This is a genomic window from Stenotrophomonas maltophilia group sp. RY12688 (assembly GCF_052149045.1).
Lineage (GTDB): Bacteria > Pseudomonadota > Gammaproteobacteria > Xanthomonadales > Xanthomonadaceae > Stenotrophomonas > Stenotrophomonas sepilia.
In genome coordinates this window covers 1094629-1119437 of sequence record NZ_CP197389.1, presented here as the reverse complement: position 1 = coordinate 1119437, position 24809 = coordinate 1094629, and the positions used below count along the sequence as shown (strand labels likewise).

General features: G+C 67.9%; 27 protein-coding genes. 12 read left to right on the top strand and 15 right to left on the bottom strand.

The genetic code is table 11. The features are described from left to right. Nucleotides 1-21: 21 nt before the first annotated feature. A complete protein-coding gene (locus ACS0OT_RS05205; protein WP_005415667.1) occupies nucleotides 22-969 on the top strand; it encodes a nucleoside hydrolase in 948 nt (315 codons plus the stop codon). 4 nt (nucleotides 970-973) lie between these two features. Here ACS0OT_RS05205 and ACS0OT_RS05200 read toward each other — a convergent pair whose 3' ends face one another. From ACS0OT_RS05200 to ACS0OT_RS05180, 5 genes are all read right to left on the bottom strand, one after another. Beyond that, the gene (locus ACS0OT_RS05200) at nucleotides 974-2233 is read right to left on the bottom strand and encodes an MFS transporter (RefSeq protein WP_065178134.1); all 1260 of its coding nucleotides are present in this window, start codon (nucleotides 2231-2233) and stop codon (nucleotides 974-976) included. A gap of 184 nt (nucleotides 2234-2417) precedes the next feature. Continuing rightward, on the bottom strand, nucleotides 2418-3731 hold the full coding sequence (locus ACS0OT_RS05195) for a sensor histidine kinase (protein ID WP_139726810.1): 1314 nt from the start codon (nucleotides 3729-3731) through the stop codon (nucleotides 2418-2420). After that, nucleotides 3728-4468 (bottom strand): response regulator, encoded by a 741-nt coding sequence (locus ACS0OT_RS05190; protein ID WP_005415664.1) that lies wholly within the window; start codon nucleotides 4466-4468, stop codon nucleotides 3728-3730. Before ACS0OT_RS05190 ends, ACS0OT_RS05195 begins: the two co-directional genes overlap by 4 nt. A 57-nt stretch (nucleotides 4469-4525) precedes the next feature. Next, nucleotides 4526-5071, bottom strand: coding sequence for a redoxin family protein (locus ACS0OT_RS05185; protein WP_095377751.1), 546 nt, complete (start codon nucleotides 5069-5071; stop codon nucleotides 4526-4528). A gap of 3 nt (nucleotides 5072-5074) precedes the next feature. Beyond that, nucleotides 5075-5869: an alpha/beta fold hydrolase gene (locus ACS0OT_RS05180; RefSeq protein ID WP_005415662.1), complete on the bottom strand. Its 795-nt coding sequence runs from the start codon at nucleotides 5867-5869 to the stop codon at nucleotides 5075-5077. Between the two features lie 342 nt (nucleotides 5870-6211). Here ACS0OT_RS05180 and ACS0OT_RS05175 point away from each other — a divergent pair, with 342 nt between their 5' ends. The 5 genes from ACS0OT_RS05175 to ACS0OT_RS05155 all read left to right on the top strand — a co-directional run bounded on the left by ACS0OT_RS05175 (nucleotide 6212) and on the right by ACS0OT_RS05155 (nucleotide 9783). Beyond that, nucleotides 6212-6856 (top strand): HvfX family Cu-binding RiPP maturation protein, encoded by a 645-nt coding sequence (locus ACS0OT_RS05175; protein WP_329888670.1) that lies wholly within the window; start codon nucleotides 6212-6214, stop codon nucleotides 6854-6856. Nucleotides 6857-6956: 100 nt separating this feature from the next. Beyond that, nucleotides 6957-7433, top strand: a complete 477-nt coding sequence (locus ACS0OT_RS05170; protein WP_005415660.1) for an HvfA family oxazolone/thioamide-modified RiPP metallophore — start codon at nucleotides 6957-6959, stop codon at nucleotides 7431-7433. A gap of 56 nt (nucleotides 7434-7489) precedes the next feature. Continuing rightward, on the top strand, nucleotides 7490-8335 hold the full coding sequence (locus ACS0OT_RS05165; protein WP_065178138.1) for an HvfB family MNIO-type RiPP peptide maturase: 846 nt from the start codon (nucleotides 7490-7492) through the stop codon (nucleotides 8333-8335). Continuing rightward, nucleotides 8328-9062 carry an HvfC family RiPP maturation protein gene (locus ACS0OT_RS05160; protein WP_065186007.1) on the top strand — a complete coding sequence of 245 codons (735 nt, stop codon included), beginning with the start codon at nucleotides 8328-8330 and terminating at the stop codon, nucleotides 9060-9062. Before ACS0OT_RS05165 ends, ACS0OT_RS05160 begins: the two co-directional genes overlap by 8 nt. An 82-nt stretch (nucleotides 9063-9144) precedes the next feature. Continuing rightward, on the top strand, nucleotides 9145-9783 hold the full coding sequence (locus tag ACS0OT_RS05155) for a ferric reductase-like transmembrane domain-containing protein (protein ID WP_065178140.1): 639 nt from the start codon (nucleotides 9145-9147) through the stop codon (nucleotides 9781-9783). Nucleotides 9784-9920: 137 nt separating this feature from the next. On the opposite strand, the gene ACS0OT_RS05150 is transcribed toward ACS0OT_RS05155, so the two are convergent. The 6 genes from ACS0OT_RS05150 to ACS0OT_RS05125 form a co-directional block, all read right to left on the bottom strand. Beyond that, entirely contained in the window at nucleotides 9921-11057 is a 1137-nt protein-coding gene (locus ACS0OT_RS05150) for a metallophosphoesterase (RefSeq protein WP_139726809.1), read from the bottom strand. 102 nt (nucleotides 11058-11159) lie between these two features. Beyond that, nucleotides 11160-12701, bottom strand: a complete 1542-nt coding sequence (locus ACS0OT_RS05145) for a TerC family protein (RefSeq protein WP_065186008.1) — start codon at nucleotides 12699-12701, stop codon at nucleotides 11160-11162. A gap of 43 nt (nucleotides 12702-12744) precedes the next feature. Continuing rightward, the gene (locus ACS0OT_RS05140) at nucleotides 12745-12969 is read right to left on the bottom strand and encodes a helix-turn-helix domain-containing protein (protein WP_005415654.1); all 225 of its coding nucleotides are present in this window, start codon (nucleotides 12967-12969) and stop codon (nucleotides 12745-12747) included. Then, nucleotides 12969-13436, bottom strand: coding sequence for a DUF2975 domain-containing protein (locus ACS0OT_RS05135; protein WP_032954010.1), 468 nt, complete (start codon nucleotides 13434-13436; stop codon nucleotides 12969-12971). Before ACS0OT_RS05135 ends, ACS0OT_RS05140 begins: the two co-directional genes overlap by 1 nt. Before the next feature lie 204 nt (nucleotides 13437-13640). After that, entirely contained in the window at nucleotides 13641-14222 is a 582-nt protein-coding gene (locus ACS0OT_RS05130) for an NMCC_0638 family (lipo)protein (protein ID WP_005415652.1), read from the bottom strand. A 94-nt stretch (nucleotides 14223-14316) separates the two neighbouring features. Further along, nucleotides 14317-14748: a pyridoxamine 5'-phosphate oxidase family protein gene (locus tag ACS0OT_RS05125; protein WP_139726808.1), complete on the bottom strand. Its 432-nt coding sequence runs from the start codon at nucleotides 14746-14748 to the stop codon at nucleotides 14317-14319. Nucleotides 14749-15033: 285 nt separating this feature from the next. Here ACS0OT_RS05125 and ACS0OT_RS05120 point away from each other — a divergent pair, with 285 nt between their 5' ends. Genes ACS0OT_RS05120 through ACS0OT_RS05110 form a run of 3 tightly spaced genes read left to right on the top strand, consistent with a single transcriptional unit; the run spans nucleotide 15034 to nucleotide 16014 of the window. Further along, the gene (locus tag ACS0OT_RS05120) at nucleotides 15034-15270 is read left to right on the top strand and encodes a hypothetical protein (RefSeq protein WP_242014744.1); all 237 of its coding nucleotides are present in this window, start codon (nucleotides 15034-15036) and stop codon (nucleotides 15268-15270) included. Next, nucleotides 15228-15470, top strand: coding sequence for a hypothetical protein (locus tag ACS0OT_RS05115; RefSeq protein ID WP_242014743.1), 243 nt, complete (start codon nucleotides 15228-15230; stop codon nucleotides 15468-15470). Before ACS0OT_RS05120 ends, ACS0OT_RS05115 begins: the two co-directional genes overlap by 43 nt. A gap of 37 nt (nucleotides 15471-15507) precedes the next feature. Beyond that, a complete protein-coding gene (locus ACS0OT_RS05110) occupies nucleotides 15508-16014 on the top strand; it encodes a PaaI family thioesterase (protein WP_065178145.1) in 507 nt (168 codons plus the stop codon). A gap of 9 nt (nucleotides 16015-16023) precedes the next feature. Here ACS0OT_RS05110 and ACS0OT_RS05105 read toward each other — a convergent pair whose 3' ends face one another. The 4 genes from ACS0OT_RS05105 to ACS0OT_RS05090 all read right to left on the bottom strand — a co-directional run bounded on the left by ACS0OT_RS05105 (nucleotide 16024) and on the right by ACS0OT_RS05090 (nucleotide 21277). Then, nucleotides 16024-17766 (bottom strand): GGDEF domain-containing protein, encoded by a 1743-nt coding sequence (locus ACS0OT_RS05105; protein ID WP_065178164.1) that lies wholly within the window; start codon nucleotides 17764-17766, stop codon nucleotides 16024-16026. Nucleotides 17767-17928: 162 nt separating this feature from the next. Further along, nucleotides 17929-18954, bottom strand: a complete 1026-nt coding sequence (locus tag ACS0OT_RS05100) for an AI-2E family transporter (protein WP_065196565.1) — start codon at nucleotides 18952-18954, stop codon at nucleotides 17929-17931. 116 nt (nucleotides 18955-19070) lie between these two features. Then, nucleotides 19071-20123, bottom strand: coding sequence for a sensor domain-containing diguanylate cyclase (locus ACS0OT_RS05095; protein WP_065178147.1), 1053 nt, complete (start codon nucleotides 20121-20123; stop codon nucleotides 19071-19073). Nucleotides 20124-20272: 149 nt separating this feature from the next. Next, a complete protein-coding gene (locus tag ACS0OT_RS05090; protein WP_065178148.1) occupies nucleotides 20273-21277 on the bottom strand; it encodes a LacI family DNA-binding transcriptional regulator in 1005 nt (334 codons plus the stop codon). A 95-nt stretch (nucleotides 21278-21372) separates the two neighbouring features. Between ACS0OT_RS05090 and ACS0OT_RS05085 the strand changes: the two genes are divergently transcribed. Genes ACS0OT_RS05085 through ACS0OT_RS05075 form a run of 3 tightly spaced genes read left to right on the top strand, consistent with a single transcriptional unit; the run spans nucleotide 21373 to nucleotide 24807 of the window. Further along, nucleotides 21373-22425 carry a sugar phosphate isomerase/epimerase family protein gene (locus ACS0OT_RS05085; protein ID WP_065178149.1) on the top strand — a complete coding sequence of 351 codons (1053 nt, stop codon included), beginning with the start codon at nucleotides 21373-21375 and terminating at the stop codon, nucleotides 22423-22425. Between the two features lie 27 nt (nucleotides 22426-22452). Continuing rightward, on the top strand, nucleotides 22453-23670 hold the full coding sequence (locus ACS0OT_RS05080; protein ID WP_005415643.1) for a nucleoside permease: 1218 nt from the start codon (nucleotides 22453-22455) through the stop codon (nucleotides 23668-23670). A 12-nt stretch (nucleotides 23671-23682) separates the two neighbouring features. Further along, nucleotides 23683-24807: a Gfo/Idh/MocA family protein gene (locus ACS0OT_RS05075; RefSeq protein WP_065186012.1), complete on the top strand. Its 1125-nt coding sequence runs from the start codon at nucleotides 23683-23685 to the stop codon at nucleotides 24805-24807. Nucleotides 24808-24809 lie beyond the last annotated feature (2 nt).

Here is a 24809-nt window from a genome sequence, read left to right as displayed (position 1 = left end):
CGGAAGAAGAAGAACAACAACATGCTGAAAGTCATTTTCGATACCGACCCGGGCGTCGACGACGCCCTGGCCCTGCTTTACCTGCACAAGCACGCCCAGATCGACCTGATCGGTGTCACCACCACCTTCGGCAATGCCTCGGTGGAGTCGACCACGCACAACGCGCTGTACCTGAAGCAGGCCTGGGGCTTCGCCGCCCCGGTCGCGCGCGGTGCCGATGGCCCGCTGCAGCCGGAAGCCACCCCGGAAGCGTGGCCGGTGCACATCCACGGCCACAACGGCCTGGGCAACCACCCGGTGCCGGCCAGCCTGGACGTGGCCGCCGATGCCCGCCCGGCCCATCAGCTGATCATCGATCTGGTCCGCGCCCATCCGGGCGAAGTGACCCTGGTCGCGGTCGGCCGCATGACCAACCTGGCCTTGGCCCTGCAGCAGGCCCCGGACATCGCCGGCCTGGTACGCGGCGTGGTGATCATGGGCGGCGCCTTCCACGTCAACGGCAACATCACCCCGGCCGCCGAGGCCAATATCTGGGGCGATGCCGAAGCCGCCGACGTGGTGTTCACCGCCAGCTGGCCAGTCACCGCGATCGGCTTGGACGTGACCACCCGCGTGGAAATGGACCGTGACGGCCTGGATAAGCTGGCCACCATCGGCGGTGCCGACGCCGAGCTGGTCCGTGCGCTGTCGCAGGATTACGTGGACTTCTACCTGCAGGCCGGCCACAAGGGCATGGTCGTGCATGACTGCTGCGCGTGCATCGCGCTGACCCGCCCGGAACTGTTCCAGTTCGAGCGCGCCAGCGTGCGCGTGGCCACCGACGGCGTCGCCCGCGGCATGACCATTCCCAAGCCGGAAGGCCTGGCATTCGGCCCCAGCGTGTGGGACGGCCACGTGGTGCAGTCGATCGCCATCGGTGTGGATGCGGCCGCGGTACTGGCCGACATCGAGCAGACCCTGAAGGTCTGACCGGCTAGCGCCTGGCCCTGCCCGGGACCGTCTCGGGCAGGGTCCACAGCACCGGCAGCACCAGCACCGCCACCAGCGCGATCATCGCGCCCGGCGCCGCCGCCCAGCCGCTGCGTTCCACCCACCATTGCGCCAGCCACGGCGTCGCACCGCCGAACACCGCCGTGGCCATGGTTACCCCCAGTGCCAGCCCGCTGACCCGGCCTTCGCCGGGGAACTGCTCTGCCGTGGCCGGGGCCGCCACCGCGCTTACACCGCCGGCCACGCAGGCCAGCAGCACCGCCGCCAGCACGATGCCCAGCGCCGTCGCCTGTGCCATCCACGCAAACAGGGACAGCGGCAGCAGCGCTGCCAGCACGGTCAGGCCCAACAACACCGGACGTCGTCCGATGCGGTCCGACAATGCGCCACACAGGGGCGTGATCGCGATCACTGCCACCGCCGCGATCGTCGACAGCCACAGTGCGTCACCCTCATCGTGGCCCTGCGCGTGCAGGAATGCAGGCACATAGGTGATGCCCACGTAGTAAGTGATCGATCCCAGCGCCGAAATCGCGAACGTGCGCGCCACCGCCAACGGATGATGCCGCAGCACATGCCGCAGTGGTGTGGCGGGAATGCTGCCTTCGCGGCGCTGGCGCTCGAACTCCGGCGACTCGTGCATGCCCGAACGCGCAATCAGGATCACCAGCGCAAGCGCGGCGCCGACGAGGAACGGAATCCGCCAGCCCCAACGGTCCAGCTGCGCGGTGGGCAGCAGCGCGACGGTAAGTGCAGAGATCGCCACCGCCAGCAGTGCGCCCACTTCGCTGGCCGCCGAAGCCAATGACGTAACCAGGCCGCGTCGGCGCGCCGGTGCGCTTTCCAGCAGGTACGCCACCACGCCGGTATATTCGCCGCCCACCGAGAACGCCATCACGCAGCGCAGCACCAGCAGCAGCACGCCGGCCGTGGCGCCTGCGGTGGCCGCGGTCGGCAGCAGCGCAGTGGCCAGCATTGCCGCTGCCATCAACGCCATCGACGCCAGCAACATCCAGCGTCGGCCGAGCCGGTCACCCAGGTGACCAAAGCACAGCGCGCCCAGCGGACGCATCAGGTAGGACACCGCGAAGCCGGCCAAGGTCACCAGCAACGCCTGCTCGCCACCGCCGAAGAACACCCGCGACAGCACCGTGGCGAAGTACAGGTACAGGGTGAAGTCGTACCACTCCACCACCGTGGACAGGCCCGCCACCCACATCGAGCGCTGCCGCGCCGCCGTCATTGCGTGTTCGCCTTCAACAGCCTCGGTCCCGGTTGGGCAGGTTCCGCGCAGCGTGGCATGGACGGGGTGAAATGCCGGTCATCGGCTGTCGGCTGCGTGCATGCACTGAGTTTCATGACCGGTGAAGCGCTCACCGCCAAGGCCGAAGCAGAAGCATCCTTGCTGGAACACAAGGCCGGGCAACTCAGCCCGGCAGCTGCAGTTCCGCCCGCAGGCCGCCACCCTCGCGGTTGTGCAACCGCAGCGAGCCGCCCAGCGACTGCGCCAGCTGCACCGCGATGGCCAGGCCCAGGCCGGTCCCGCCGGTATCGCGATTGCGCGAGCTTTCCAGCCGGTGGAACGGCGCCAGCACTGCCTGCAGCTGGCCCTCGGGAATACCGGGGCCACGGTCGGAAATGCTGATCCAGACCCTTCCGGCCTTATCGCGGCCCGCCTCGATCTCGGCGGCGCCGGCGTAGCGCAATGCGTTGTCGACCAGATTGCCGACCACGCGGCGCAGCGGCTGCGGCCAGGTCTGCACGACCAGTCCAGCGGGCGCACCGCCAGTGACCGGCTTGCCCATGTCCTCGTAGTCGCCGACCACACTGGCGAGGAACGCGCCCAGGTCCATCGACACCGGCGCGCCAGCGGCAACGTGGCTGCTGCGCGCATAGGCCACGCCCTCACACACCAGCTGCCCAAGGTGATCGAGGTCGGCCAGCAGGCGCTGCTGGGTGCTGTCTTCAGGCAGGGTCTCCACCCGCAGCTTCATGCGCGTGATGGGGGTCTGCAGGTCATGCGAGATCGCGGCCAGGATCTGCAGGCGCTCACTGACATGGCCACGAATGCGTGCCTGCAGTGCATTGAGTGCAGCCGCCGCGCCGCCCACTTCCGCAGGGCCATCTTCAGGCAGTGCAGGCCCGTCCTTGCCCGGCTGCAGATGCTCCACCGCATGCGACAGCTGCTGCAGCGGGCGCAGGGCCAGGCGCACCGCCAACCACGCGCACACCAGCAGCAGCGCCAGCTGCACCAGCAGCACGGCGGGCAGCCAACGTGCCAGCGGCAGGCCCGACGGAGTGACTTCAATGGTCAAGGGTGTGCCGTCGTGCAGGCGCAGTTCCACCTCGAACCGCTCCGGCAGGCGAGCCACCTGGCGCGCCTGCAACGGATAGCGGTGCTGCAGGCTGTCGTCGATGATCGCCGTGACCTGGCGTGCACGATCGGTCTGCAGCCCTGGTCCGGCCGCGGCCGGGCGCAGCAGGTAACGGTAGGTGCGCCGCTCCAGCCGCGGCACCCAGGCCTCACGCTGCGCCACAGGCAGGTGCTCCAGCAGCGCGACACTCACCGCCACATCCTCGTCGAGGTTGCGCAGCATCATGCTACGGGTGGACTGGTAGCGTTCGAAGAACAGCAGGCCGAAGGACAGCGCGTGGGCCAGGGTGAGTCCGCCCAGCAGGACCAGCAGCAGCCGCGCCGACAGCGTGCGCGGCCAGCGTGGACGGCGTGCGCAGGTGTTCATTCGTCCGGCCCCAGCAACTGCACCGGCACGCTGAACACATAGCCTTCGCTGCGCACGGTCTTGATGTAGGTCGGCTCGCGCGCGTCGTCACCCAGTCGCTGGCGCACGCGGCTGACCAGCAGGTCGATCGAGCGATCAAACAGTTCGGCATCGCGGCCCTGGGTGAGGCTGAGCAGCTGGTCACGGCTAAGCACCCGATTGGCGTGGTCGAGGAACACGCGCAACAGGCGGAACTCGGCGCCACTGAGCGGATACGCAGTGTCCTGCGCATCCAGCAGATGGCGCGCGGTGGTGTCCAGGCGCCACTCGCCGAAGGCGAGCTGGCGCCCGGCCTCGCTCACCTGCAGGTTCGGCGGCAGCATCTGCGTGCGGCGGATCACGGCGTTGATGCGCGCCAGCAGTTCGCGCGAGGAAAAGGGCTTGGTCACGTAGTCGTCAGCGCCCATTTCCAGGCCGATGATGCGATCGGTTTCGTCATCGCGGGCGGTCAGCAGCACCACCGGCACCGCACGATGCTTGCCGGCGCGCAGGTTGCGGCACAGGCTCAGGCCGTCCTCGCCCGGCATCATCACGTCCAGCACCACCAGATCCACCGCATGGGTATCCATCAGCGCGCGCATGGCCCGGCCACCGTCGGCCTGGCTCACGCGCAGGCCGTTGCGCTGCAGGTAGTCGGCCAGCATCTGGCGGATCTCGCTGTCATCGTCGACGACCAGGATGTGCGGTACATGGTTCATTGCGTTCTCGATGAAGACGGAGGCCAGGGCCGCGCTGCGCGGCCATGGTAGCGCGGCTCAAGGGCTGGCCAGCAGGCGCTGGATCTCGCTTTCGGTACGTGCGTAGTCGCCCTCGCCGTAATGGCGGTAGACCACCCGCCCCTGCCGGTCGAGCAGGTACAGCGCGGGCCAGAAGCGGTTGCCCCAGGCGTTCCAGATCCGGTACTGGTTGTCCTGCACCACCGGCCAGGTGATATCCAACCGCGCGATGGCCTTGCGCACGTTGCCGGGCAACCCTTCATGGGCGAATTCCGGCGTATGCACGCCGATCACCTTCAGGCCCTGCGGTGCGTAGCGTGCATGCCACTGGTGGACATACGGCGCCACGTTGAGGCAGTTGCTGCAGGTGTAGGTCCAGAACTCGACCAGCACCACCTGTCCCCGCAACTGCTTCAGTGTGAGCGGTGGGCTGTTGTGCCAGGGCCCGCCACCGTCGAACCCGGTGGCGGGAACGGCCTGTGCCGGCCGCGCATCGGCCTCCGGGCTGGGCCATGCCAGCAACAACACCGCTCCGCCCAGCAGGCCCAGCAGCAGCGGCAGTGCGTACCCTCGCAGTGCGGCCATCGCTCAGCCCCCCTGCTCAGCCAGCGGCAGCTCCACCGGCTTCACCCCGGCCGCTTCCAGGATGCTGTCGGCCACCTGCGCCGGATGCGAAAGCAGCGACACATGGCTGCTGCCGATCGATTGCAGCTGAGCACCGATGCGACGTGCGGTCGCGGCCTGCAGCTGTGGCGACAGCATGCGGTCATCACGGCTGAGCACGTACCAGCTCGGCTTGCTGCGCCAGGCCGCCACGTTCACCACCTCGCCCAGCGCGCTTGCCTTCAACGGGACCTGCGTGCTGTACAGCAGTGCGGCCGACTTTTTCATCACGTCCGGGGCGAAGTCCTGGGCGATGGCATCGGCCGGCAAGGTCAGGTAGCCATCCCTCTCCTGCAGCCGGGCCAGGCCCGGCCCGACCGGGAAGCCTTCGCCCTGTTGCGCCGAAGACTGCCCTGCATCCGGTGCGAAGGCCGCCACGTACACCAGCGCCTGCACCTTCGGGTCATTGCCCGCTTCGGTGATGACCGTGCCACCCCAGCTGTGGCCGACCAGCACCACCTTGCCAGGCGCGGCGGCAATCGCGCGGCGGGTGGCCGCCACATCGTCGGCCAGTGAGGTGAGCGGGTTCTGCACCGCCACCGCCGGCACCTTCCAGTCGTGCAGCGTGGTGAGGACCTTGCTCCAGCTGGAGCCATCGGCGAAGGCGCCGTGCACCAGGATGACGGTGGGCGGTGCAGCGGTATCGGCCTGGGTAGCGAAGGCGGGGGCGGCAGCGCCGGCCAGGGCGAGAGCGGCGGCAAGCAAGGAGGTACGGATCATGGGTGTCACTCCGGTGTTGGGAGTGGCCATTTCCGCCTGCCGGTGTATCGGCGCTGTTTCTCCGTGGCGCGGAGTTGTACCGGACTGTAGGGCGCAGGCGGGTTTCTACACTGGGATACATTTGCGCGACGGGCCAGGCCGGCTACTACCGGCCGGACATCGTTCCCCGCCCGCGTGCGCACAACGCCCCGATGTGCATCCACGCATCGTCTTTGTATCGGACTGTACGAAACCCCGGTCGCGGCCACAGTCGCTGACAAAACCCCGGGCAACGGCACACGTTGCCGATACCTGCACCGCCTGGAATGGCCTCCATCGACCACTGGCCCGCAGGACACCACCATGATCAGCACCGCCTCTTCCGTGTATACCCCCCGCCTGGACGCCGTCGGCCGCTGGCTGTCGCCATTGGCGCTGCGCACCCTGCTGGCCTGGGAGTTCTTTGAGTCCGGCCGCGAGAAGCTGGGCGGCCAGAACTGGTTCGCCGACCTGGAAGGTCGCTTCCCGTTCCCGTTCTCCACCCTGCCCGCATCGTTGAACTGGCACCTGGCCACCTGGCTGGAACTGGTGGGTGCGGTGATGCTGCTGCTCGGCCTGGCCACGCGCTCGGTGGCCTACGTCTTCTGGGTGTTGACGGTGGTCGCCATCGCCGCCGTGCACTGGCCCGACCAGTGGAACGGCCTGGGTGAACTCTGGCAGGGCTACGCGATCACAGACCAGGGCTACGGCAACTTCAAGCTGCCGCTGCTGTTCCTGGCCATGCTGCTGCCATTGATCCTCAACGGCGGTGGCGCGCTCAGCGTGGACCGGCTGCTGGCCGGCCCACAGCATGCCCCCGTCGGCAATGACGGCCTGGGCTGGGGCGTCAGCCTGATCGCCCTGTTGCTGCCGGTTGCCGCGCTGTTGCCCGGCGTCGGCTTCGGCGGCGCCCTGCTCGGTGGCGTGCTGCTGCTGGGCTACGCGCTGCGCCGTCGTCGCACCGTCTGACCTGCTTCGCCCCTTCCCGCGCTTCTTCCTTTCGTTTCCGTCGCCTTCAGGCGGCGTCCATCCCGCACGCCTGGCGTGCCATCCCCAAGGAGTCACCACCATGTCCGTCTCGACCAAGAACACCCCCTCCTCCCGCCTGCCGCGCATTGGTGCCATCGGCATCGCCCTGGCCGGTGGCCTGCTGCTGGCCGGCCAGGCCGCAGCGATCCAACCGCTGGCGATCAGCGCCGTCGCCATGGGCGCCGCCGCCGAAGGCAAGTGTGGCGAAGGCAAGTGCGGGGCCAACAAGGCCACCACCGGCAAGCCCGCCGGCAAGGCCAAGGTGGCCGAAGGCCAGTGTGGCGAAGGCAAGTGCGGCGATGCCTCGTTTGCCCGCACCGACCGTGACCACGACGGCAAGGTCTCGCGTGCCGAGTTCAACGCGGTGGCCGCCAAGCGTGCCGCCGAGTTCGACCGCATCGACACCGACCACGACGGTTACATCAGCGAACAGGAAGCGCACGACTACCTGCGCAGCGTCTACACCGCCAACGGCAAGCCGATGCCGAAGGGCCTGTTCTCCCGCGTTGCCGATTGATCGACGTCCAACCGGCGCTGCCTTCAAGGCGGCGCCCTCTCTCTGGAGCATCCGCCATGTCCCTGCCCCTGCCCTCCAATGCCGCCGGTCTTGGCCTGCGCCGTGGCCTGATCGACGAACTGCTGGCAATGCCGGCCGGCGCCATCGACTTCCTCGAAGTGTCCCCTGACAACTGGATCGGCGTCGGCGGTGCACACGGCGCCGCGCTGCGCCAGCTCAGCGAGCGCCACCCCCTGACCTGCCACGGCCTGTCGCTGTCGCTGGGAGGTCCTGATCCGCTGGACCGCACCCTGCTGGCACAGACCCGTGCCTTCCTCGACCTGCACCAGGTGCAGCTGTACAGCGAACACCTGAGCTACTGCGCCGCCGGCGGACATGTCTACGACCTGCTGCCGCTGCCGTTCACCGCCGAAGCCGTACAGCATGTCGCCAGTCGCATCGCCCAGGTGCAGGACATGCTGGGCCGGCGCATCGCCGTGGAGAACATCTCCTACTACGCCGTTGCCGGCGCGGACATGAGCGAGATCGACTTCATCAACGCCGTGCTCGCCGAAGCCGACTGCGACCTGCTGCTGGACGTCAACAACGTCTTCGTCAACGCCTGCAACAACGATTACGACGCTTTCGAATTCCTGGCCCGCGTGCCGTCCCACCGTGTTGCCTCGCTGCATGTGGCCGGCCATTTCGATGAAGGTGATGGCTTCAAGATCGACACCCACGGTGCCCCGGTGAAAGGCGTGGTCTGGGCGCTGTTGCGCGAGGCCTATGCGCGGGTCGGCGTGCGCCCCACGCTGCTCGAACGCGACTTCAACTTTCCGCCGCTGGCGGAGTTGCTGGCCGAGGTCGCGCAGATCCGCCAGGCGCAAGCCGAGGCACGCTGGCCCGAGGTGGCCCATGGCTGAGTCGCTGGCTACCCTGCAACGGCGCTGGGCCGATCATGTGCGCGACCCAGCAATGGCCGCACCCGACAGCGTCGAGGCGGGCAGGCTGGCGGTATACCGCCGCCTGTGCATCGACAGCCTGGACGCCCTGCTGGCCGGCAGCCTGCCGCGCCTGCAACAGCAGTTGGGCACGCCACACTGGCGCGACACAGTGGAGCACTACTACGCCCACCACGCCTGCCAGACCCCGTTGTTCCCACAGATCGCCGGCGAGTTCACGGCCTGGCTGGCAGTGCAGGACGCGCTGGCACTCCCGGCCTGGGCAGCGGAACTTGCGCACTACGAGAGCACGCTGCAGTCGCTGCGCATTGAAGCGCGTGACGCCGGGCAGTCGCTGCACAGCGTTCCCGAGGGCAGCGATGTGCTGGCGGTTTCGCCGCTGGTGCGGGTGCTGGGCTACCGATGGCCGGTGCATGAGGACGAGGCCCTGGAGCCGGTGCCGAGCGCTGCGCCCACGCTGCTGCTGATCCGGCGCCTCGCCGATTTCAGCCTGCAGGTCGAGCAACTGTCGCCGCTGGCCTACGCGCTGCTATCGATCTTTGGTGACGACGGCGCAGCTGTGGAAGCAGCACTCCGGGCGCTGTCCGAGGCACATGGCGTGGCAACGGACGCATTGCGCGCGGCCTGCGCGCCCGTACTGGGCGAGCTGTGTGCGGCGAGCGTGCTGGTTGTGCCGAACGACTGTTGAGGGTGCCGGCCAGCGGCCGGCGCTACCCACTCATCGCCCGGCCAGCGGTCGGTGCTCCCCATTCCTGCTTCGAGGTCTCACCATGCCTGCTTCCAACACTTCCTTCCTGCACGGCTGGCGCCTGTTTGTGGCCATGGCCGTGGTCCTGATCGCATTCGCGCTGGCGGCCTTCGCCCTGTATCCCGATGCAGCCGAAGGCAGCCGTGCGGCGATACGGGTCACTGCACGTACATCGTTCCTGTTGTTCCTGGCGGCGTTCACCGCATCGTCGTTCGCCAGTCTTCTGCCCGGCCCATTCACCCGGTTCCTGCTGCGCGAACGGCGCACCGTCGGTTTGTCCTTCGCGTTTTCGCACCTGCTGCATGCCATCGCCATCACCAGTTTCGGCATCCTCAACCCGGCGTTCTGGCCAGCACGATCCGCGCTGGCCAACCTCCCGGGCACGGTGGGCTACATCGCCATCGTGGCGCTGGCCATCACCTCGCATCGGGGGATCGCCCGCCGCATGGGCCCCACCGCTTGGCGTCGCCTGCACCTGACCGGCATGTGGATCATCGCGGCGGTGTTCACCTACTCGTACTTCAAGCGCGTGCCAGGCAACTTCTGGTATGCGGTGCCGTCGGCCCTGCTGTTCACCGCCTTCGTGGTGCGCTGGATAGCCAAGCGGGCGCAGTCACTGCGGCGCAATGCGCATGCGCGGCCACCGCTGCGGAGTTCTTGAGGAGGCGGTTACTTGTGGAGCCGAGCCCATGCTCGGCTGCCTTTCTGGTTCAGCCGAGCATGGGCTCGGCTCTACAGAGGGATCCCAGCGCGATAGGCAGCGAACTCCCTGCGCAAAGGGACCTGCCCCACTTCAGGTCACAGCGCGCGGCGCAATGTCACCAGGGTGATCTCCGACGGCACGCCGATGCGCGCCGGGAAACCGGCCCAGAGGCCCGCACCGTTGCCCACGTACAGCGTCATCCCATCCACGTCATAGCGGCCGGAGACAAAACCGCCATTGGCGCGCTTCACCAGCTGGTCCATGCCGATGATCTGCCCACCGTGAGTGTGCCCGGACAGCTGCAGCTTCACCCCACGCGCCGCCGCCTCGCGTGCATTGCGCGGGCGATGATCGAGCAGGATCACCGGCGCGGACGGATCGGCACCCTCCAGTGCAGCCTGGAGATCCGGCAGCGGCAGGCCGTAGCGTGCCGCCACCGGGTCGGTGACACCGGCGATGGTGAGCGCCGCATCGCCGCGTCGTACCTGCAAATGACTGTTCTCCAGCACCTGCATGTGCAGCGCGCGGAACGCCTGCATCCATGCCTGGTACTGCGCGTAATACTCGTGGTTGCCGGTAATGGCAACGACACCGTCCGGCGCCCGCAGATCGGCCAGGGGTCGCGCGTCGTCGCGACGGGCCTCGACGCTGCCGTCGATCAGATCACCGGTGATCACGATCAGGTCCGGCTTCAGCGCGTTGCCCTGGTCCACCACCCTGCGCACCCAGTCACCTGTAAGCAGGCGGCTGGCATGGATGTCGGTCAGCTGCAGCACGCGATAGCCGTCGAACGCCGCTGGCAGCCCGGCAATGCTCACCTCGATCTGCCGCGGCTGGGGCACTGCCATGCCCTGGCTGACACCATAACCACTGACCAGCAGGGCCAGCACGCCGGCCGCCGGCCGCAGCTGCGGTGCACGCAGGGCCGATACCATGCGCGGCCAACGCAGCAGGCGCGAAACCAGCAGGCCGGCGTCCAGTACCAGCATCACCAATGCCAGCAGCAGCACCGCCGTGGAGCCGGTGGCCAGCGTGGCGATGGCCAGTTTCGGAATTTCCGGCGACGCCATCGTGCCCCAAAAGGTCGCCACGATGCGCAGCTGCACGGCCACAGCCACCATCAGCAGCGACAGCACGACCTTCAACCCGATGGGCATGCGCAGCGGCCAGAACAGGCGCCAGGCCACATACAGGCCCATCAACAAACCGATCGTACTCAGCACTGCAACCATCCATGACAGAAAGCGGGCCCGCCATGGTGACGGCTGCGGGCCATGTTGTGTAGAGCCGAGCCATGCTGGGCTGCATCCCCGAAGCCCAGCATGGGCTCGGCTCTACAACGGCTGGTCGAGGTGTTCCACCCGCAGGCGGGCAATGCGGCGCTTCTCCATCGCCAGCACGGTGATGCGCACACCCGCCACCTCCACCGCATCGCCGGTGTCCGGCAGCCGGCCCAGCTGCTCCAGCACCAGCCCGGAGATGGTCATGTAGTCGGCACTGCGTGGCAGCGATACGCCGGTCAGCCGCTGCAGGTCGTCCAGGGTCAGCGCACCGTCGGCCTCCCACTGGTCCTCGCCCTGCGCGACCACGCCATAGCGCTCGTCCTGGGTATCGACCAGATCGCCGGCAATCGCCGCCAGCAGATCGTTGGCGGTCACCAGGCCTTCCACGCTGCCGTACTCATCCACCGCCACCGCCAGCGGTACCGGATGCTGGCGGATCAGTTCCAGCGCCTGCAGCGCACTGGCGCTGGACAGCACGTACTGCGGCTCGCGCAGGTTGCCTTCCAGCTGCAGCGGCCTGCCCTGCAGCAGGTCAGCCAGCAGGTCGCGGCTCTGCACCACGCCACGCAGGCTGTCCAGGTCACCATCGCCCACCAGCAGCCGGGTGTGTGGCGATGCCACCAGGCGGGCCACCACATCCTCCTGGCCCCGCGCCAGGTCGATCCACTGCACATCGGCGCGCACGGTCATTACGCTCGACACCGGACGGTCAGCCAGGCCGAGCACGCTACGGATCATCTCGTGCTCGGCCGGCTGCAGGCGCTCTTCGGCATCTACCGGCTCGTCCACGCCGTCATCGGAATGGCCGTTGGCCGGGCGCGCCCCGAGCATGCGCAGCACCGCATCAGCGGTGCGCTGGCGGAACGGCTGGCGGCGCTCGTTGCGCTCACGATTGAAACGCACCCACTGGTTGAACGCCTCGACCAGGATCGAGAAGGCGATCGCGGCGTACAGGTAGCCCTTCGGGATCTTGTAGCCCAGGCCCTCGGCCACCAGGCTGAAACCGATCATCAGCAGGAAGCCCAGGCACAGCACCACCACGGTGGGATGCTTGTTGACGAAGCGGGTCAACGGCTTGCTCGCCAGCAGCATCAGCGCCATCGCGATGGTGACGGCGGCATACATCACGCCCAGGTTGTCGACCATGCCGACCGCGGTGATCACCGAGTCCAGCGAGAACACCGCATCGAGCACCACGATCTGCGCCACCACCATTGCGAAGCTGGCGTAGACCTTCTTGCCGTCTTCGTGGTGCGCGCGGCCTTCCAGCCGTTCGTGCAGCTCCATGGTGCCCTTGAACAGCAGGAACAGGCCACCGCCCAGCAGGATCAGGTCACGCCCGGAGAAGCTGTGCTCGAACAGCGTAAGCAGCGGCGCGGTCAGTTTCATGATCCAGGCCAGCGCCGCCAGCAGCACCAGCCGCATCAGCAGGGCCAGTGCCAGGCCGATCACCCGCGCGCGGTCGCGCTGGTGGGGCGGAAGCTTGTCGGCAAGGATCGCGATGAACACCAGGTTGTCGATGCCGAGCACGATCTCAAGCACGACCAGGGTTGCAAGGCCCATCCAAATCGAGGGGTCAGTCAACCATTCCATTTCAGGTCCGTTTCGTCAGTGGGCAAGGGAGAAGAAGAAACACTCAGTCTGCTTCCTGCGCCCGCGCCGGGTCGTACCCGAGCAGGTCGCCAGGCGTGCATTGCAGCTCCCGGCAGATCGCATCCAGCGTGGAAAAGCGGATGGCGCGCGCCTTGCCGGTCTTCAGGATCGACAGGTTCGCCAGGGTGATGTCGATGCGACCGGCCAGCTCGGACAGGGTCATGCCCCGTTCCTGCAGCACGCGGTCCAGGGTGATGACGATTGCCATCAGATGACACCGTCGAGGTCATCGCGCATCGCCGCGCCCACGGCGAAGACGCGTGCCAGCACGAACAGCATCAGCACCGCCACCAGCCCGGTGATCGACATGCCGCCGCCTACCTCCATCCAGCTGAAGTCCGGGCCCATCCAGGCCGCGTAGGCGCCGATCAGGATCGACAGCAGCTCCATCGCCAGCATCAGCCACGCCATGCGTTGCAGTCGCTGCGCATTGGCGTGGGTGAACGGCCTTTCGCGCGCCGCCGATTTCAGCAGCCGCAGCAGATGGCGCAGGAACAGCAGGCACAGCACCAGCAGCGCGACGATCACAGCCAGCCCCAGGCAGAAGTGCAGGAACAGGGCGTTGCCGTGCGCAGCAGCGGCAGCGGCATCGTGGACGCTGTCGAGCAGCCAGCGACGGTCGTGCGCGACCAGCGGCACGGCCAGCAGTGCGGCCAGGATGCCCAGCCAGCACATCGCCCGGACGGCCTGGACGGCGGCCTGGGCCAGGGTGAACAAGCCTCGCGCGGATCTGGCGCGGGCGGGACGAGCGGTCAAGCGGCCTCCGGCATTGGGGCGGCCTCGCCGCCCCGGGGTGTATTTATCGATAAACGATATATCACAACCAGCGTGAAAGGCTGAATCGCGGGCATGGGCAGCCTGCGCGGCGCGGGGCCAGCGTTACCGACTGGGTGCAGCCTGTTCCAGCATCGCTTCGCCCGGCGTCACCGAGGCCATCGCCTGCACGCCGGCCTCGGCGGCCTGCCGCGTGACCAGCCGGAAACGCACCTGCAGCTTGGCCTGCCCGGGCGTGGCCCAGCCGTACTGGATCGCCACCTGGTCCGCCGACAACGGCCCACGGCCTGGCAGCGAGCGCGCCTGCAACGGCGTCGGCGCCGCCTGCACCAACCGGGCAAAGCCCTTCTGCACGACCGCCGCGTCGGCCTTTTCGGCGTAGACCGTGCACGTGCCATCGTCAGCCCAGCTGACTGCATAGCGGCCGCTGGCCAGCGGCACCATCCAGGCCACGCCCGACTGCCCCTGCAGCAACGTTGCCGCCTCGGCAGGCTGCAGCGGTGACAGCCCGTTGGATTCCATCAACGACTGCAACCGCGCTGGCGCGCCGATGTGCTGCATGCAAGCGGTATCGAACAACTCACTGAAAGGGTCCTGCGCCTGTGCGCTGGCCTTGGGTGCACGCGCAGGCTGCGCCGCCGCCAGGGCAGGCAGCAGGGCCAGGATCAGCCAGGAGGCAGGGCGCATTGGAACTCCAATGTACGGAACGCAGCGGGGAGGATGGCAAAGCCCGGGCGTGGCGTGCAACGGCCGCGTTGCCGCCGGCCTCCCCGCGCCGGGATCAGGTTGTGATTTCGCCCTCGTCCTCGCCATCCCAGTAGTGGATGCGGCTGGCGCGCACATGGATCAGTACCAGTCCTGGTGTATCCACTCCCTGTTCGAACCACCGCTCCAGGTCCTTCACCCAGTGCTCGCGCATCGTGGCCCGATCGCGCACCAGCGCTGCCCTTCCCTGCACGTGCACGAACAGCGGCGGCTTGCCCAGCAGCGACTTGCTGCCGGAGAAACCCAGTGCGACGGCAGGGTCAGCCTCGATCTCGCGCACCATGTCGGTGTCTTCCATGGTGAAGAACCAGCTGTCACCGTCATAGTCCACGTCACCGTTGTTGCTCATGGGGCGACCGGCAATTTCTCCACCGGCGTGGGTCTGCAGCATCGTGAAATCGATGCCGGCCATTTTCTTGGCAAGTTCTGGGAGGGTGAGCTGGGTCACGGCGTGGTCCTTGATCGGAGGGACGCCCAGCGTCTGCGCAGAGCGGTGACCGGAAAGTGGATGAGCACTTGCGGCCTCTTCACGGGAAACGAGATACGGCGCATGGTCCGTGCGTGACGCACTCCACACCACCATACCCACGTTAAAAGCAGATGGAGGAACGCCCCTGCGAAGCACCACAGCCGGCTAACAGGGGGCTGCCGGAGAATCGCGCAACCCCGTGGCACGACCGGCATGGCAGCCGGCATCCGCGCGGCGACTCCTTCGCAACCGCATGGCCTCCACATGGATCTGTTCGCCTGGCTCGCGTTCGGCTGCTACCTGTTGGCGTTCTTCATTGTCTCGCTGTTTGCTGCAGCCTATCTGAAGCGCTCCGACTTCATGCCCTACCACGGGCAAGCCGTGGGCGTGCCGTGGGCGGAGATCGAACCGCGCATGCAGGTGCTGCTGATGGCGCTCATCCGCGTGGTCGGCGCCGGGTGGATCGCACTGGCCGGTGCCGGCGTGATGCTGCCTGCCTGATCTTCTTCGGCGGTCACTTCGCACTGCCGCAGCTGCTGGCGTTCCAGCTGTTCTGCCTGGTCGCCACGCTGCCGCCGGTGCTGGTCGCCTCCGGTGTGCGGCGGCGTACCGGCGCACGTACACCGGTGCCCGCTGGCGCCGCGGTGGTGCTGCTGTCGGTCATCGGATTCGTGCTGGCCCTGTTGTCGCTACCGCAGTGAGTCCCCTTTCTCTCCCCTCCCCCCACGAGGCCCCACAATGAATCCCGAATCGATCTTCTACAGCGTGGTCAACGGTGATCTGCCCCCCTCCCAGGCCGGCACCCTGCTCGGCTGGCGCTTCGTTGGCTACGACGATGCATTGCGCCGCATCCAGGTCGAATTCGAAGCCGGCGCCGTGCTCACCAACCCAATGGGCAATGTGCAGGGCGGTTTCCTGTCAGCGATGCTGGACGACTGCATGGGGCCGGCGATCTACGCCACCCTGCCCGCCAACCGCATCGCGGTCACGGTGGAATCCAAGACCAGTTTCGTCAGCCCGGCGCGGCCCGGGCGGATCATCGGGTGGGGCGAGGTCGAGCACAGCAAGGGCAGCATCGCCTTCACCCGCGGCTGGCTGACCGACCCGGCCGGCAAGGTGCTGGCCACCGCCAGCGCCACGTTCCGGGTGGGTGCACTGCGCTGGCGTGGGCTCTCGGTGCCGCGTCCCATCGCGCGCCGGATGATCGCGCGCACGCTGCGCCGCGTGCATGCGCGGATCGGCTGATGGGTGCCGTCAACGTGCCTTGCGGCCGCCACCGGCCACGCGCACGCGGTCGCGCCCCTGTGCCTTGGCCTGGTACATGGCCGCATCGGCGGCACGCAACAGGGTGCGCCAGCCCAGCGCATCGGTGCCACCCGCGGCCACGCCGAAGCTGGCGGTGACCCGCAGCACGTTGCCACCGGCCAGTGCGATGTCCAGCTGCCGCAGTGCCATGCGCAGCGACTCGGCCAATTGGCGTCCGCCGGCCAGGTCGCCGTCGGCCAGCAGCACCAGGAACTCCTCGCCACCGTAGCGGGCGATGCTGTCGCTGCGGCGCAGGTGGCGCTGCAGCAGCTGCGCCACCTGCACCAGCACCTGGTCGCCCGCATCATGCCCATGGCCGTCGTTGATGGCCTTGAAGCGATCGACATCCAGCAGGATCACCACCGCACTGTTGCCGCCGTCGGCATGCCGCTGCTGTACCCTTTCTTCCAGCGCGCGCCGGTTCAACAACCCGGTCAGCTCATCGGTGCCGGCCAACTGGCGCAGCTCGCTGGTCAACGCCGAGCGCTCGCGCGACTTCTCGCGCAGCACTTCAATGGCATCGAACAGGCGCTGCATCTCGGCCAGCGGGTGGGTCACATGCTGCTCCGGGCCGGGCGCTTCCGAGGCGATCTGGATGACCTGCTTCTGCGCCTGCAGCAGTGGCCGCAGGATCTGCAGGTGAGCAATGCGCAGCGCCACGCCAAGCACCACCAGTGTGCCCAGCACCGTCGCCACCAGCACCACCAGGCGCGTCGCTTCGCGGTTACGGGTGCGCTCGAAGCGGGCGATGGACACGCTCAGGTAACCGTCGCGCAGCGCCTCCAGCGACTGCAGGGTCGGCACGTAGCGCGTGGTGAACTCGGCGGCGGTCCACGGCGGCGGCACGCCACGCCGGCCATCCTCGATCAGCTGTTCGATCATTGGCAGCGATTCGCCGAAGAACTGGCGGCGTGCCATGTCCCAATGCCAGGACAGCGCCGGATCACTGCGGAACACCGCTTCATGGCTGCCTGCCAGCCGCCACAGCTCCAGCAGGCGGCCTTCGGTCTGCAATGCAGCCCGCACCTGTTCGTCACGCCAGGCCCCCGGCACCGCGACCGGCGCCATCACGTTCGAGGCCAGGCGGCCACCATGCTCGCGCAGGTCGATCAGCACCTGGCCCTGCATTGCCGGGATCGCCGCTTCGCGGTCGGCACTGACCAGCACGCCGATCTGCGTCGAGGTCAACACGTGCAGGCGATCGACCACGGCGAACATGCTGCTGATCGCGCGCTCCACGTCTTCCACCCGGCGCGCGTCGTGCGGCTGTGCCGCCACCTGGTCCACTGCGGCCCGCGCCGACTGCAGGCGACGTTGCACGTCGGCCAACAGCCCATGTTCGCCGACCACGCCGGGATCGGCCTTGAACACGGTGTCCAGTTGCAGCAGGGCGGTGTCGACCCGCTTGCGCGCAACCGCCAGCTGCGCGGTCAGCCGGGCCTGTTCGGCCGCATCGGCCGTATTGGCTCCCAGCAGGCTGTTGGCGGGGCCGCGCTCGGCCGACACCTGGTTGGCCAGGTCGAAGGTCTGCTGCAGCCGGCGCAGGCTGACCAGGTTGTCCTCGGCGGCGGTGAAGCGCAGCGTGCCCTGCACCAGTGCGATGGCCATCAGCGGCAGCGTACAGACTACGAACAGCCCGGCCAGGATCCAGACCCAGGTCCGCAATCCGATGGGCGACGCCTTGCGGGCCATGCACATTTCCCCTGTCGTGCGGAACACTGTAGCGGCCGCCTGCACAGGCGCCAAGCCGCTAACGGGCCAACCGTGGCCGTGGGTACACCGTGCGCGCCGCGAACGCACCGACAAGGCCGCGCGGACGCTCGAATCGGGACAAATACGTCATGCCCCGCCGCGTCAGATCCAGCGCTGGTCGACCAGTTCGCGCTTCACGTAGGCATAGAACACCGGCGCGGCGACCAGGCCCGGCAGGCCGAAGGCCGCCTCCATCACCAGCATGGCCAGCAGCAGCTCCCAGGCCCGCGCCTGGATTTCGCCACCCACAATGCGCGCGTTGAGGAAGTACTCCAGCTTGTGGATCACGATCAGGTACAGCAGCGCCGCCACCGCCACATAGAACGAGACCGACAGTGCGACGATGGTGATGATCGTGTTGGAGATGATGTTGCCCACCACCGGCAGCAGGCCGGCCAAGAAGGTGATCAGCACCAGGGTCTTGGACAGCGGCAGGTGCACGCCGAACAACGGCAGCACGCCCAGCAGGAAGATCGCGGTGAACACGGTGTTGAGCAGCGAGATCTTCACCTGCGCGAACACCACCTGACGGAACGCGGTGGCCAGGCGGCTGGTGCGCCCGACCAGCTCCTGCGCCAGCGGACCCATCTTCGGCAGCGGCAGTTCGTCATACAGTGCGATCATCGCACCCAGCACCATGCCGATCAGTACGCGCACACCCACCTGGACCACCGAGGTACCGGCCACGCCCAGCTGGCGCTGATGCTCGGCGGCCCAGTCGTTCAGCGCCGCGCGCAGCGCTGGCATGTCTTCGGGAATGTAGGGTTGCAGCAGCGCCGGCACCTGGTGCCGCGAGGTGTTGAGGATCTCCATCAGGCGCGCCAGCAAAGCGTCCGGGCCACCGGTCTCGTTGCGGAAGAACGAGGCCACGCCGATCCCGGCCAGCACCAGCGCGCTGATGATGATCGCCGACAGCACGATCACTGCGATCGCCCGTGCGCGTCCCAGCGGCAGCCTGCCTTCCACGGTGGAGGCCAGCAGGTGGGTCAGCTGGAACACCAGCAGGCCGGACAGCAGGGTGACCACCAGGCCCAGTTTCAGCGCCAGCCACATGCCCAGCAGCATCATCAGCCATGCCGCGATCCTTGGGATGGGGGGCTTGGGCTGGGCAACGAGAGCGTCTTGCATGGGAGCGCGTCCGGGCGGGGTGGCCCATGGTAGAGGATTGGCGTGCTGATTCCGCGTGCAGGATGAATGGGCATTTCATCCGCGTTCGGCGGCAGCCGTGCCGTCCCCACGCGCGCTCACTCGCCGTAGCTGGCGGTGTTCTTGCCCTGGCGCTTGGCGTGGTACAGCGCGCGGTCGGCCAGTGCCAACCAGTCCTCGACACTGCCGCCACGCGGCGTGGCCGCAATGCCGATACTGACGCTGAATTCCACCCCCGGCGTGGCCTGCCGCGCGGCCTCGAGCAGGTGCAGGCGCACCCGCTCGGCCACCTGCATTGCATCGACGGGCGCGCAGTCGCGCAGCAGCACGACGAACTCATCGCCCCCCAGCCGCGCGGGCGTATCACCCGGGCGGGCAACGGTGCGCAATGTCGCCGCGATATGCCGCAGCACCTCGTCACCGGCGCGGTGGCCGTGCGAGTCATTGATGCGCTTGAAGTCGTCCACATCGAGCATCAGCAGGCAGGCAAAGCCGCCCTGGCCCTGTGCCCGGTCCAGCGCCTGCTGCGCACGCAGGATCAGGAAACCGCGGTTGGCCAGCTCGACCAGCGGGTCCATCCGGCTGAGACGCTGCAGCTGGCGGTTCTGCGATTTGACCCGGCGCGCCAGCTGCCAGCTGAGAATGCTCAGGCCGATGCCATACACGAACAGGAACGGGACACTCAGCATGATCGTGCGCTGCGAGGTGACCGGCTGGTAAGGGAAGCCGAGCGCCCACCAGGTGAGCGCAAAGCCCACCAGCAGGGCCAGCGTGGCGCGCATCGCCAGGCGAACGCCACCGGCAGCGATCTTGTCGGCCACCAGCAGTGCGGCGAACAGTGCACTGGGCACCGCGCTCAATGCCATGAAGGCGATCCAGCCACCGCCGAACAAGGAGTCGGCCACCATGCAGCGGAACTGGACGAGCGCGGGCTGGCCGGAGCGCTGGGTCAGCTTCAATGCCAGCGCAGGCCACGCCAGCGCGTTGAGCAGCAGCAGGACCCATGCCAGCGGCCCATCGTGGCGCTCGAGGATGATCGAAGCGATGGGGATCGCCCCCAGCCCATTGCCGACGAAACGCATCCAGCCGATGCGACGTGCCGCGCCAATGCCTTCGACCGCGCCTTCCGCCGAATCGGTAAAGAATGGCATTGCCCCCCCCCTGCGCGATCGCACCCGCTGCTACGGCCCTTGCCGGGCTGCCTGCGATGAGTCTGACAGCTTTGCGTCAATTCGGGATCAAGGTCGCGGGACGACGCGCGGGCCGGCCGCCCCGCTCCGGCTGCCCTGCCTCGCCTCCGCTACCGCCGAGGCGCCGCTGTCGAACCGCGCAGCATGAAGCTGAACTCCAGCGTCTGCTGAAGCGGTACATCGACCTGTTCAATGATGGCGAGCAGCAGGTTGACCGCGCGCTCGCCGATTTCACGCATCGGCTGCTGGATGGTCGTCAGCGGCGGGGTGAGGTAACGCGACGAGGCCAGGTCGTCGAAGCCGACGATGGAGAGCGCTTCCGGAACGCGGATGCCCCGGTCGCGACAGGCCGCCAGTGCCCCCAGTGCCATCTGGTCGCTGAAGCAGAACACCGCGGTCGGCACGGGCGTGCCGTCCAGCAGCGCCATCACCGCCGCATGCCCGGACTCAACGGAAAAGTCCCCGGGCACGATGCTCAGCTGGCGCAGGCGACCCCGCGCCTTGCCGGCGGCCCGGACCCCTTCCAGCCGCTGCTGGTGCAGGGGGTTGTCAGGTGGCCCGCCGACCACGGCGATCCGTTCGTGCCCCAGGCCGTACAGGTGCTCCATCACCGCGCGTGCGGCGGCCGCGTTGTCGATATGGACGCTGGGGATGCCCAGTGCGGGGTCGAACTCGCATCCATTGACCACCGGCGCAGCTGCGCCGCGCTGCTCGACGATCTCGCGCGCGGTCGGTGGCAGGCGATGGCCCAGCACGATCATGCCGTCTGCCTCGTTGCGCCGGAGCATCTGCGCGTAGCGCTCCTCACGATCGGGTTGATGCTGGGTATCGCCCAGCAGAACCGCGTAGCCGACCGCCTGCGCGGCCTCCTCCGCACCCTGCAGGATCTGTGCGAAGAACGGATTGGCGATGTCCGGGACGGTGACCAGGATCTTGCCGCTGCGCTGGGTCTTGAGCGTGCGGGCCACCGTGTTGGGCACATAGCCCAATGCGACGGCGGCCTGCTCGATGCGCGCACGGGTAGCCGGCAGCACCTTGTCCGGCCGGGAAAGCGCCCGTGACACCGTGCCTGCGGAGACGCCGACGTGCCTGGCGATGTCGTAGATGGTGGCCATGGCGTTAGTTCTCCTGTCCGCTGTGCAGTGCACAACAGGTCCTGCGTGCGCCCCTGCTAGGATAATGCAATCGATTGCATCGAGGGCGAATCACGTTGAAGACGCTCAAGGGTCCAGCGCTGTTCCTGGCGCAGTTCATCGGCGACACAGCTCCTTTTGATCGGCTGGACACGCTGGCCGGATGGGCCGCGGGTCTGGGCTATTCTGGCGTACAAGTTCCCACCTCCGCGCCCTACCTGTTCGATCTGGCCGCGGCGGCACGCAGCCAGGCGTACTGCGACGATGTTGCCGGCATGCTGGCCGGGCACGGCCTGCAGATCACCGAACTGTCGACCCACCTGCAGGGGCAGCTGGTCGCGGTCCATCCCGCCTACGACAGGCTGTTCGACGGATTCGCACCCGCCGACGTGCGCGGCAACCCGCCCGCGCGCCAGGCCTGGGCCGTGGAGCAGCTGCGGCTCGCCGCGCAGGCCAGCCAGCGCCTGGGGCTGACCGCGCACGCCACCTTCTCCGGTGCGCTGGCCTGGCCCTACTTCTATCCGTGGCCGCAGCGCCCGCCGGGCCTGGTGGAAGAAGCCTTCGCCGAACTGGGCCGTCGCTGGCGCCCGATCCTGGATGTGTTCGACGCCTGCGGCGTGGACCTGTGCTTCGAACTCCATCCCGGCGAGGACCTGCACGACGGCGCGACCTTCGAGCGCTTCCTCGATGAGGTCGACCATCATCCCCGCGCGAAGATCCTGTACGACCCCAGCCACCTGCTGCTACAGCAGATGGACTACCTCGGCTTCATCGACCGCTACCACGCCCGCATCGGCATCTTCCACGTCAAGGACGCGGAGTATCGCCCCAGCGCGCGCAGCGGCGTGTATGGCGGCTACCAGGACTGGATCGATCGTCCGGGCCGGTTCCGCTCACCCGGTGACGGCCAGATCGACTTCAAGGCGATCTTCTCGAAGTTCGCCCAGTACGACTTCCCCGGCTGGGCGGTGCTGGAATGGGAGTGCTGCCTGAAACACCCGGAGGACGGCGCGCGCGAGGGTGCCGCCTTCATCCGCGATCACATCATCCATGTGACCGAACGCGCCTTCGACGACTTTGCCGGGAGCGACACGGACGCTGGATCACTGCGCCGCATGCTGGGAATCTGAGCCACGACCGCCCCGGGAGGGCAAGCCATGACGCACGCCATGTCGCGCCTGGGCGCGATGATGTTTCTGCAGTTCTTCATCTGGGGGGCGTGGTTCGTCACCCTGGGTACCTACCTGGTACAGGGCCCGCTGCAGGCCAGCGCAAGCCAGGTGGCAACGGCGTTCCTCAGCCAGTCCATCGGCGCCATCGTGGCGCCGTTCCTGGTCGGCCTGATCGCAGACCGCTACTTCGCGGCGCAGCGCATCCTGGCGATACTGCACCTGGCAGGCGCGGTGCTGATGTGGCTGGCGTCCACCGCCACCAGCTTCAGCATGTTCTCCGCCTGCGTGATGGGCTACATGCTGCTGTTCATGCCGACGCTGGCACTGGCCAACAGCGTCGCCATGCGGCACATGCAATCGCCGGAGAAGCAGTTCCCGCTGGTACGCGTGGCCGGCAGCATCGGCTGGATCATCGCCGGGGTGCTGATCGGCTGGCTGGGCTGGGAACAGGCGCACCGGCTTGAACTGACCTTCCGCATGGCCGCATTGGCATCGCTGGTGCTGGGCCTGTATGCGTTCACCCTGCCGCACACGCCGCCGCTGGCGCAGCAGCGCGATGCCGGGCTGGGACAGATCCTGGGGCTGGATTCATTGCGGTTGCTGAAGTCGCGCGCCTACCTGGTGTTCTTCCTGGCTTCCATCGCCATCTGCATCCCGCTGTCGTTCTACTACAACTTCACCAATCCGTATCTCAACGACCTCGGTGTGCACGGCGCCGCCGGACTGCAGTCGCTGGGCCAGGTCTCCGAAGTGCTGCTGATGCTGGCCATGCCGTTCCTGTTCGTGCGGCTGGGGGTGAAGACCATGCTGGCGGTCGGCATGGCGGCCTGGGTCGTGCGCTACGCGCTGTTCGCCTTCGGCGATGCGGGCAGTGGCTTCTCCCTGCTTGTGATCGGCATCGTACTGCATGGCATCTGCTACGACTTCTTCTTCGTCACCGGCCAGATCTACACCGATGCCCACGCCGGCCCCGCCGCGCGCAGCAGCGCGCAGGGCTTCATCACCCTGGCCACCTATGGCGTGGGCATGCTGATCGGCACCTTCCTGTCCGGCGCGGTAGTGGAGCACTTCACCACTGCAGCGGGCCCGGACTGGCAGCAGATCTGGTTGTTCCCGGCCGGCGTCGCACTGGTGGTGTTGATCGCCTTCCTGCTGCTGTTCCGCGACCGCCCGGTAGCTGCGGCCGCGTCGTCCACCCCCTGAGGAGACCAGCCGATGCCCCCGCTTGGAATCGCCATCATTGGTACCGGCATGATCGGTGCGGTGCATCGCCGCGCGGCACTGCTGGCTGGCGCCGAGGTGCGCGGCGTGGCCGCCTCGTCGCCGCAGCGCGCGCGCGAGGTGGCGCACGCGTGGAATGTCCCGCGCGCCTATCGCGATATCGAGGACGTCGTCGCTGATCCCCAGGTACAGGTCGTGCACATCTGCACGCCCAATCATCTGCACCGCACGATGGCGCAGGCCGCACTGGAAGCCGGCAAGCACGTGATCTGCGAGAAACCGTTGGCGACGACGCTGGACGATGCGCAGGCGCTGGCGGCGCTGGCCGCCTCGACCGGATTGATCGCCACCGTCCCCTTCGTCTACCGCTACCACCCGGTGGTCCGCGAGGCACGTGCACGCATCGCGCAGGGCGATCTGGGGCCACTGCACCTGATCCATGGCAGCTACCTGCAGGACTGGCTGCTGGACCCGGCCAGCAACAACTGGCGGGTTGACCCGGCACTGGGTGGTACATCGCGCGTGTTCGCTGACATCGGGTCGCATTGGTGCGACCTGGTTGAATGGGTCAGCGGCGAGTGCTTCGCCGAAGTGAACGCGGCGTTTGCCACGGTGATCGCCGAACGCAGCGCAACCACCTCCCAGAGCTTCAGCACGCCGGCGACAGACGGCGCAAAGCAAGCGGTCGAGAGCGAGGACGTGGCCGCAGCGATGTTCAGGACCGGCGCGGGCACGCTGGCGTCATTGACGGTCAGCCAGGTCTCGGCCGGACGCCACAACCGGCTCTGGTTCGAGATCGACGGCGCCAACGCCAGCGTGGCGTTCAACCAGGAGGATGCCGAGCGGCTGTGGATCGGCCTGCCCGAACAGCGCGAGGAAATCTTCGTGCGCGGCCCGGGCGCCGGCAGCGCCGAACAACGCCGGTTGTCGCCGCTGCCAGCGGGGCACGCGCAGGGCTACGGGCAGTGCTTCGAAGCGTTCGTGGCCGACACCTATCGCGCCATTGAAGGCGAGCGGCCGCAGGGCCTGCCCACCTTCGAAGACGGCCTGCGCTCGGCGCGGATCGTTGATCGTGTCATTGCATCGGCCAGGTCACGCACCTGGACCACCATCGGTTGAAT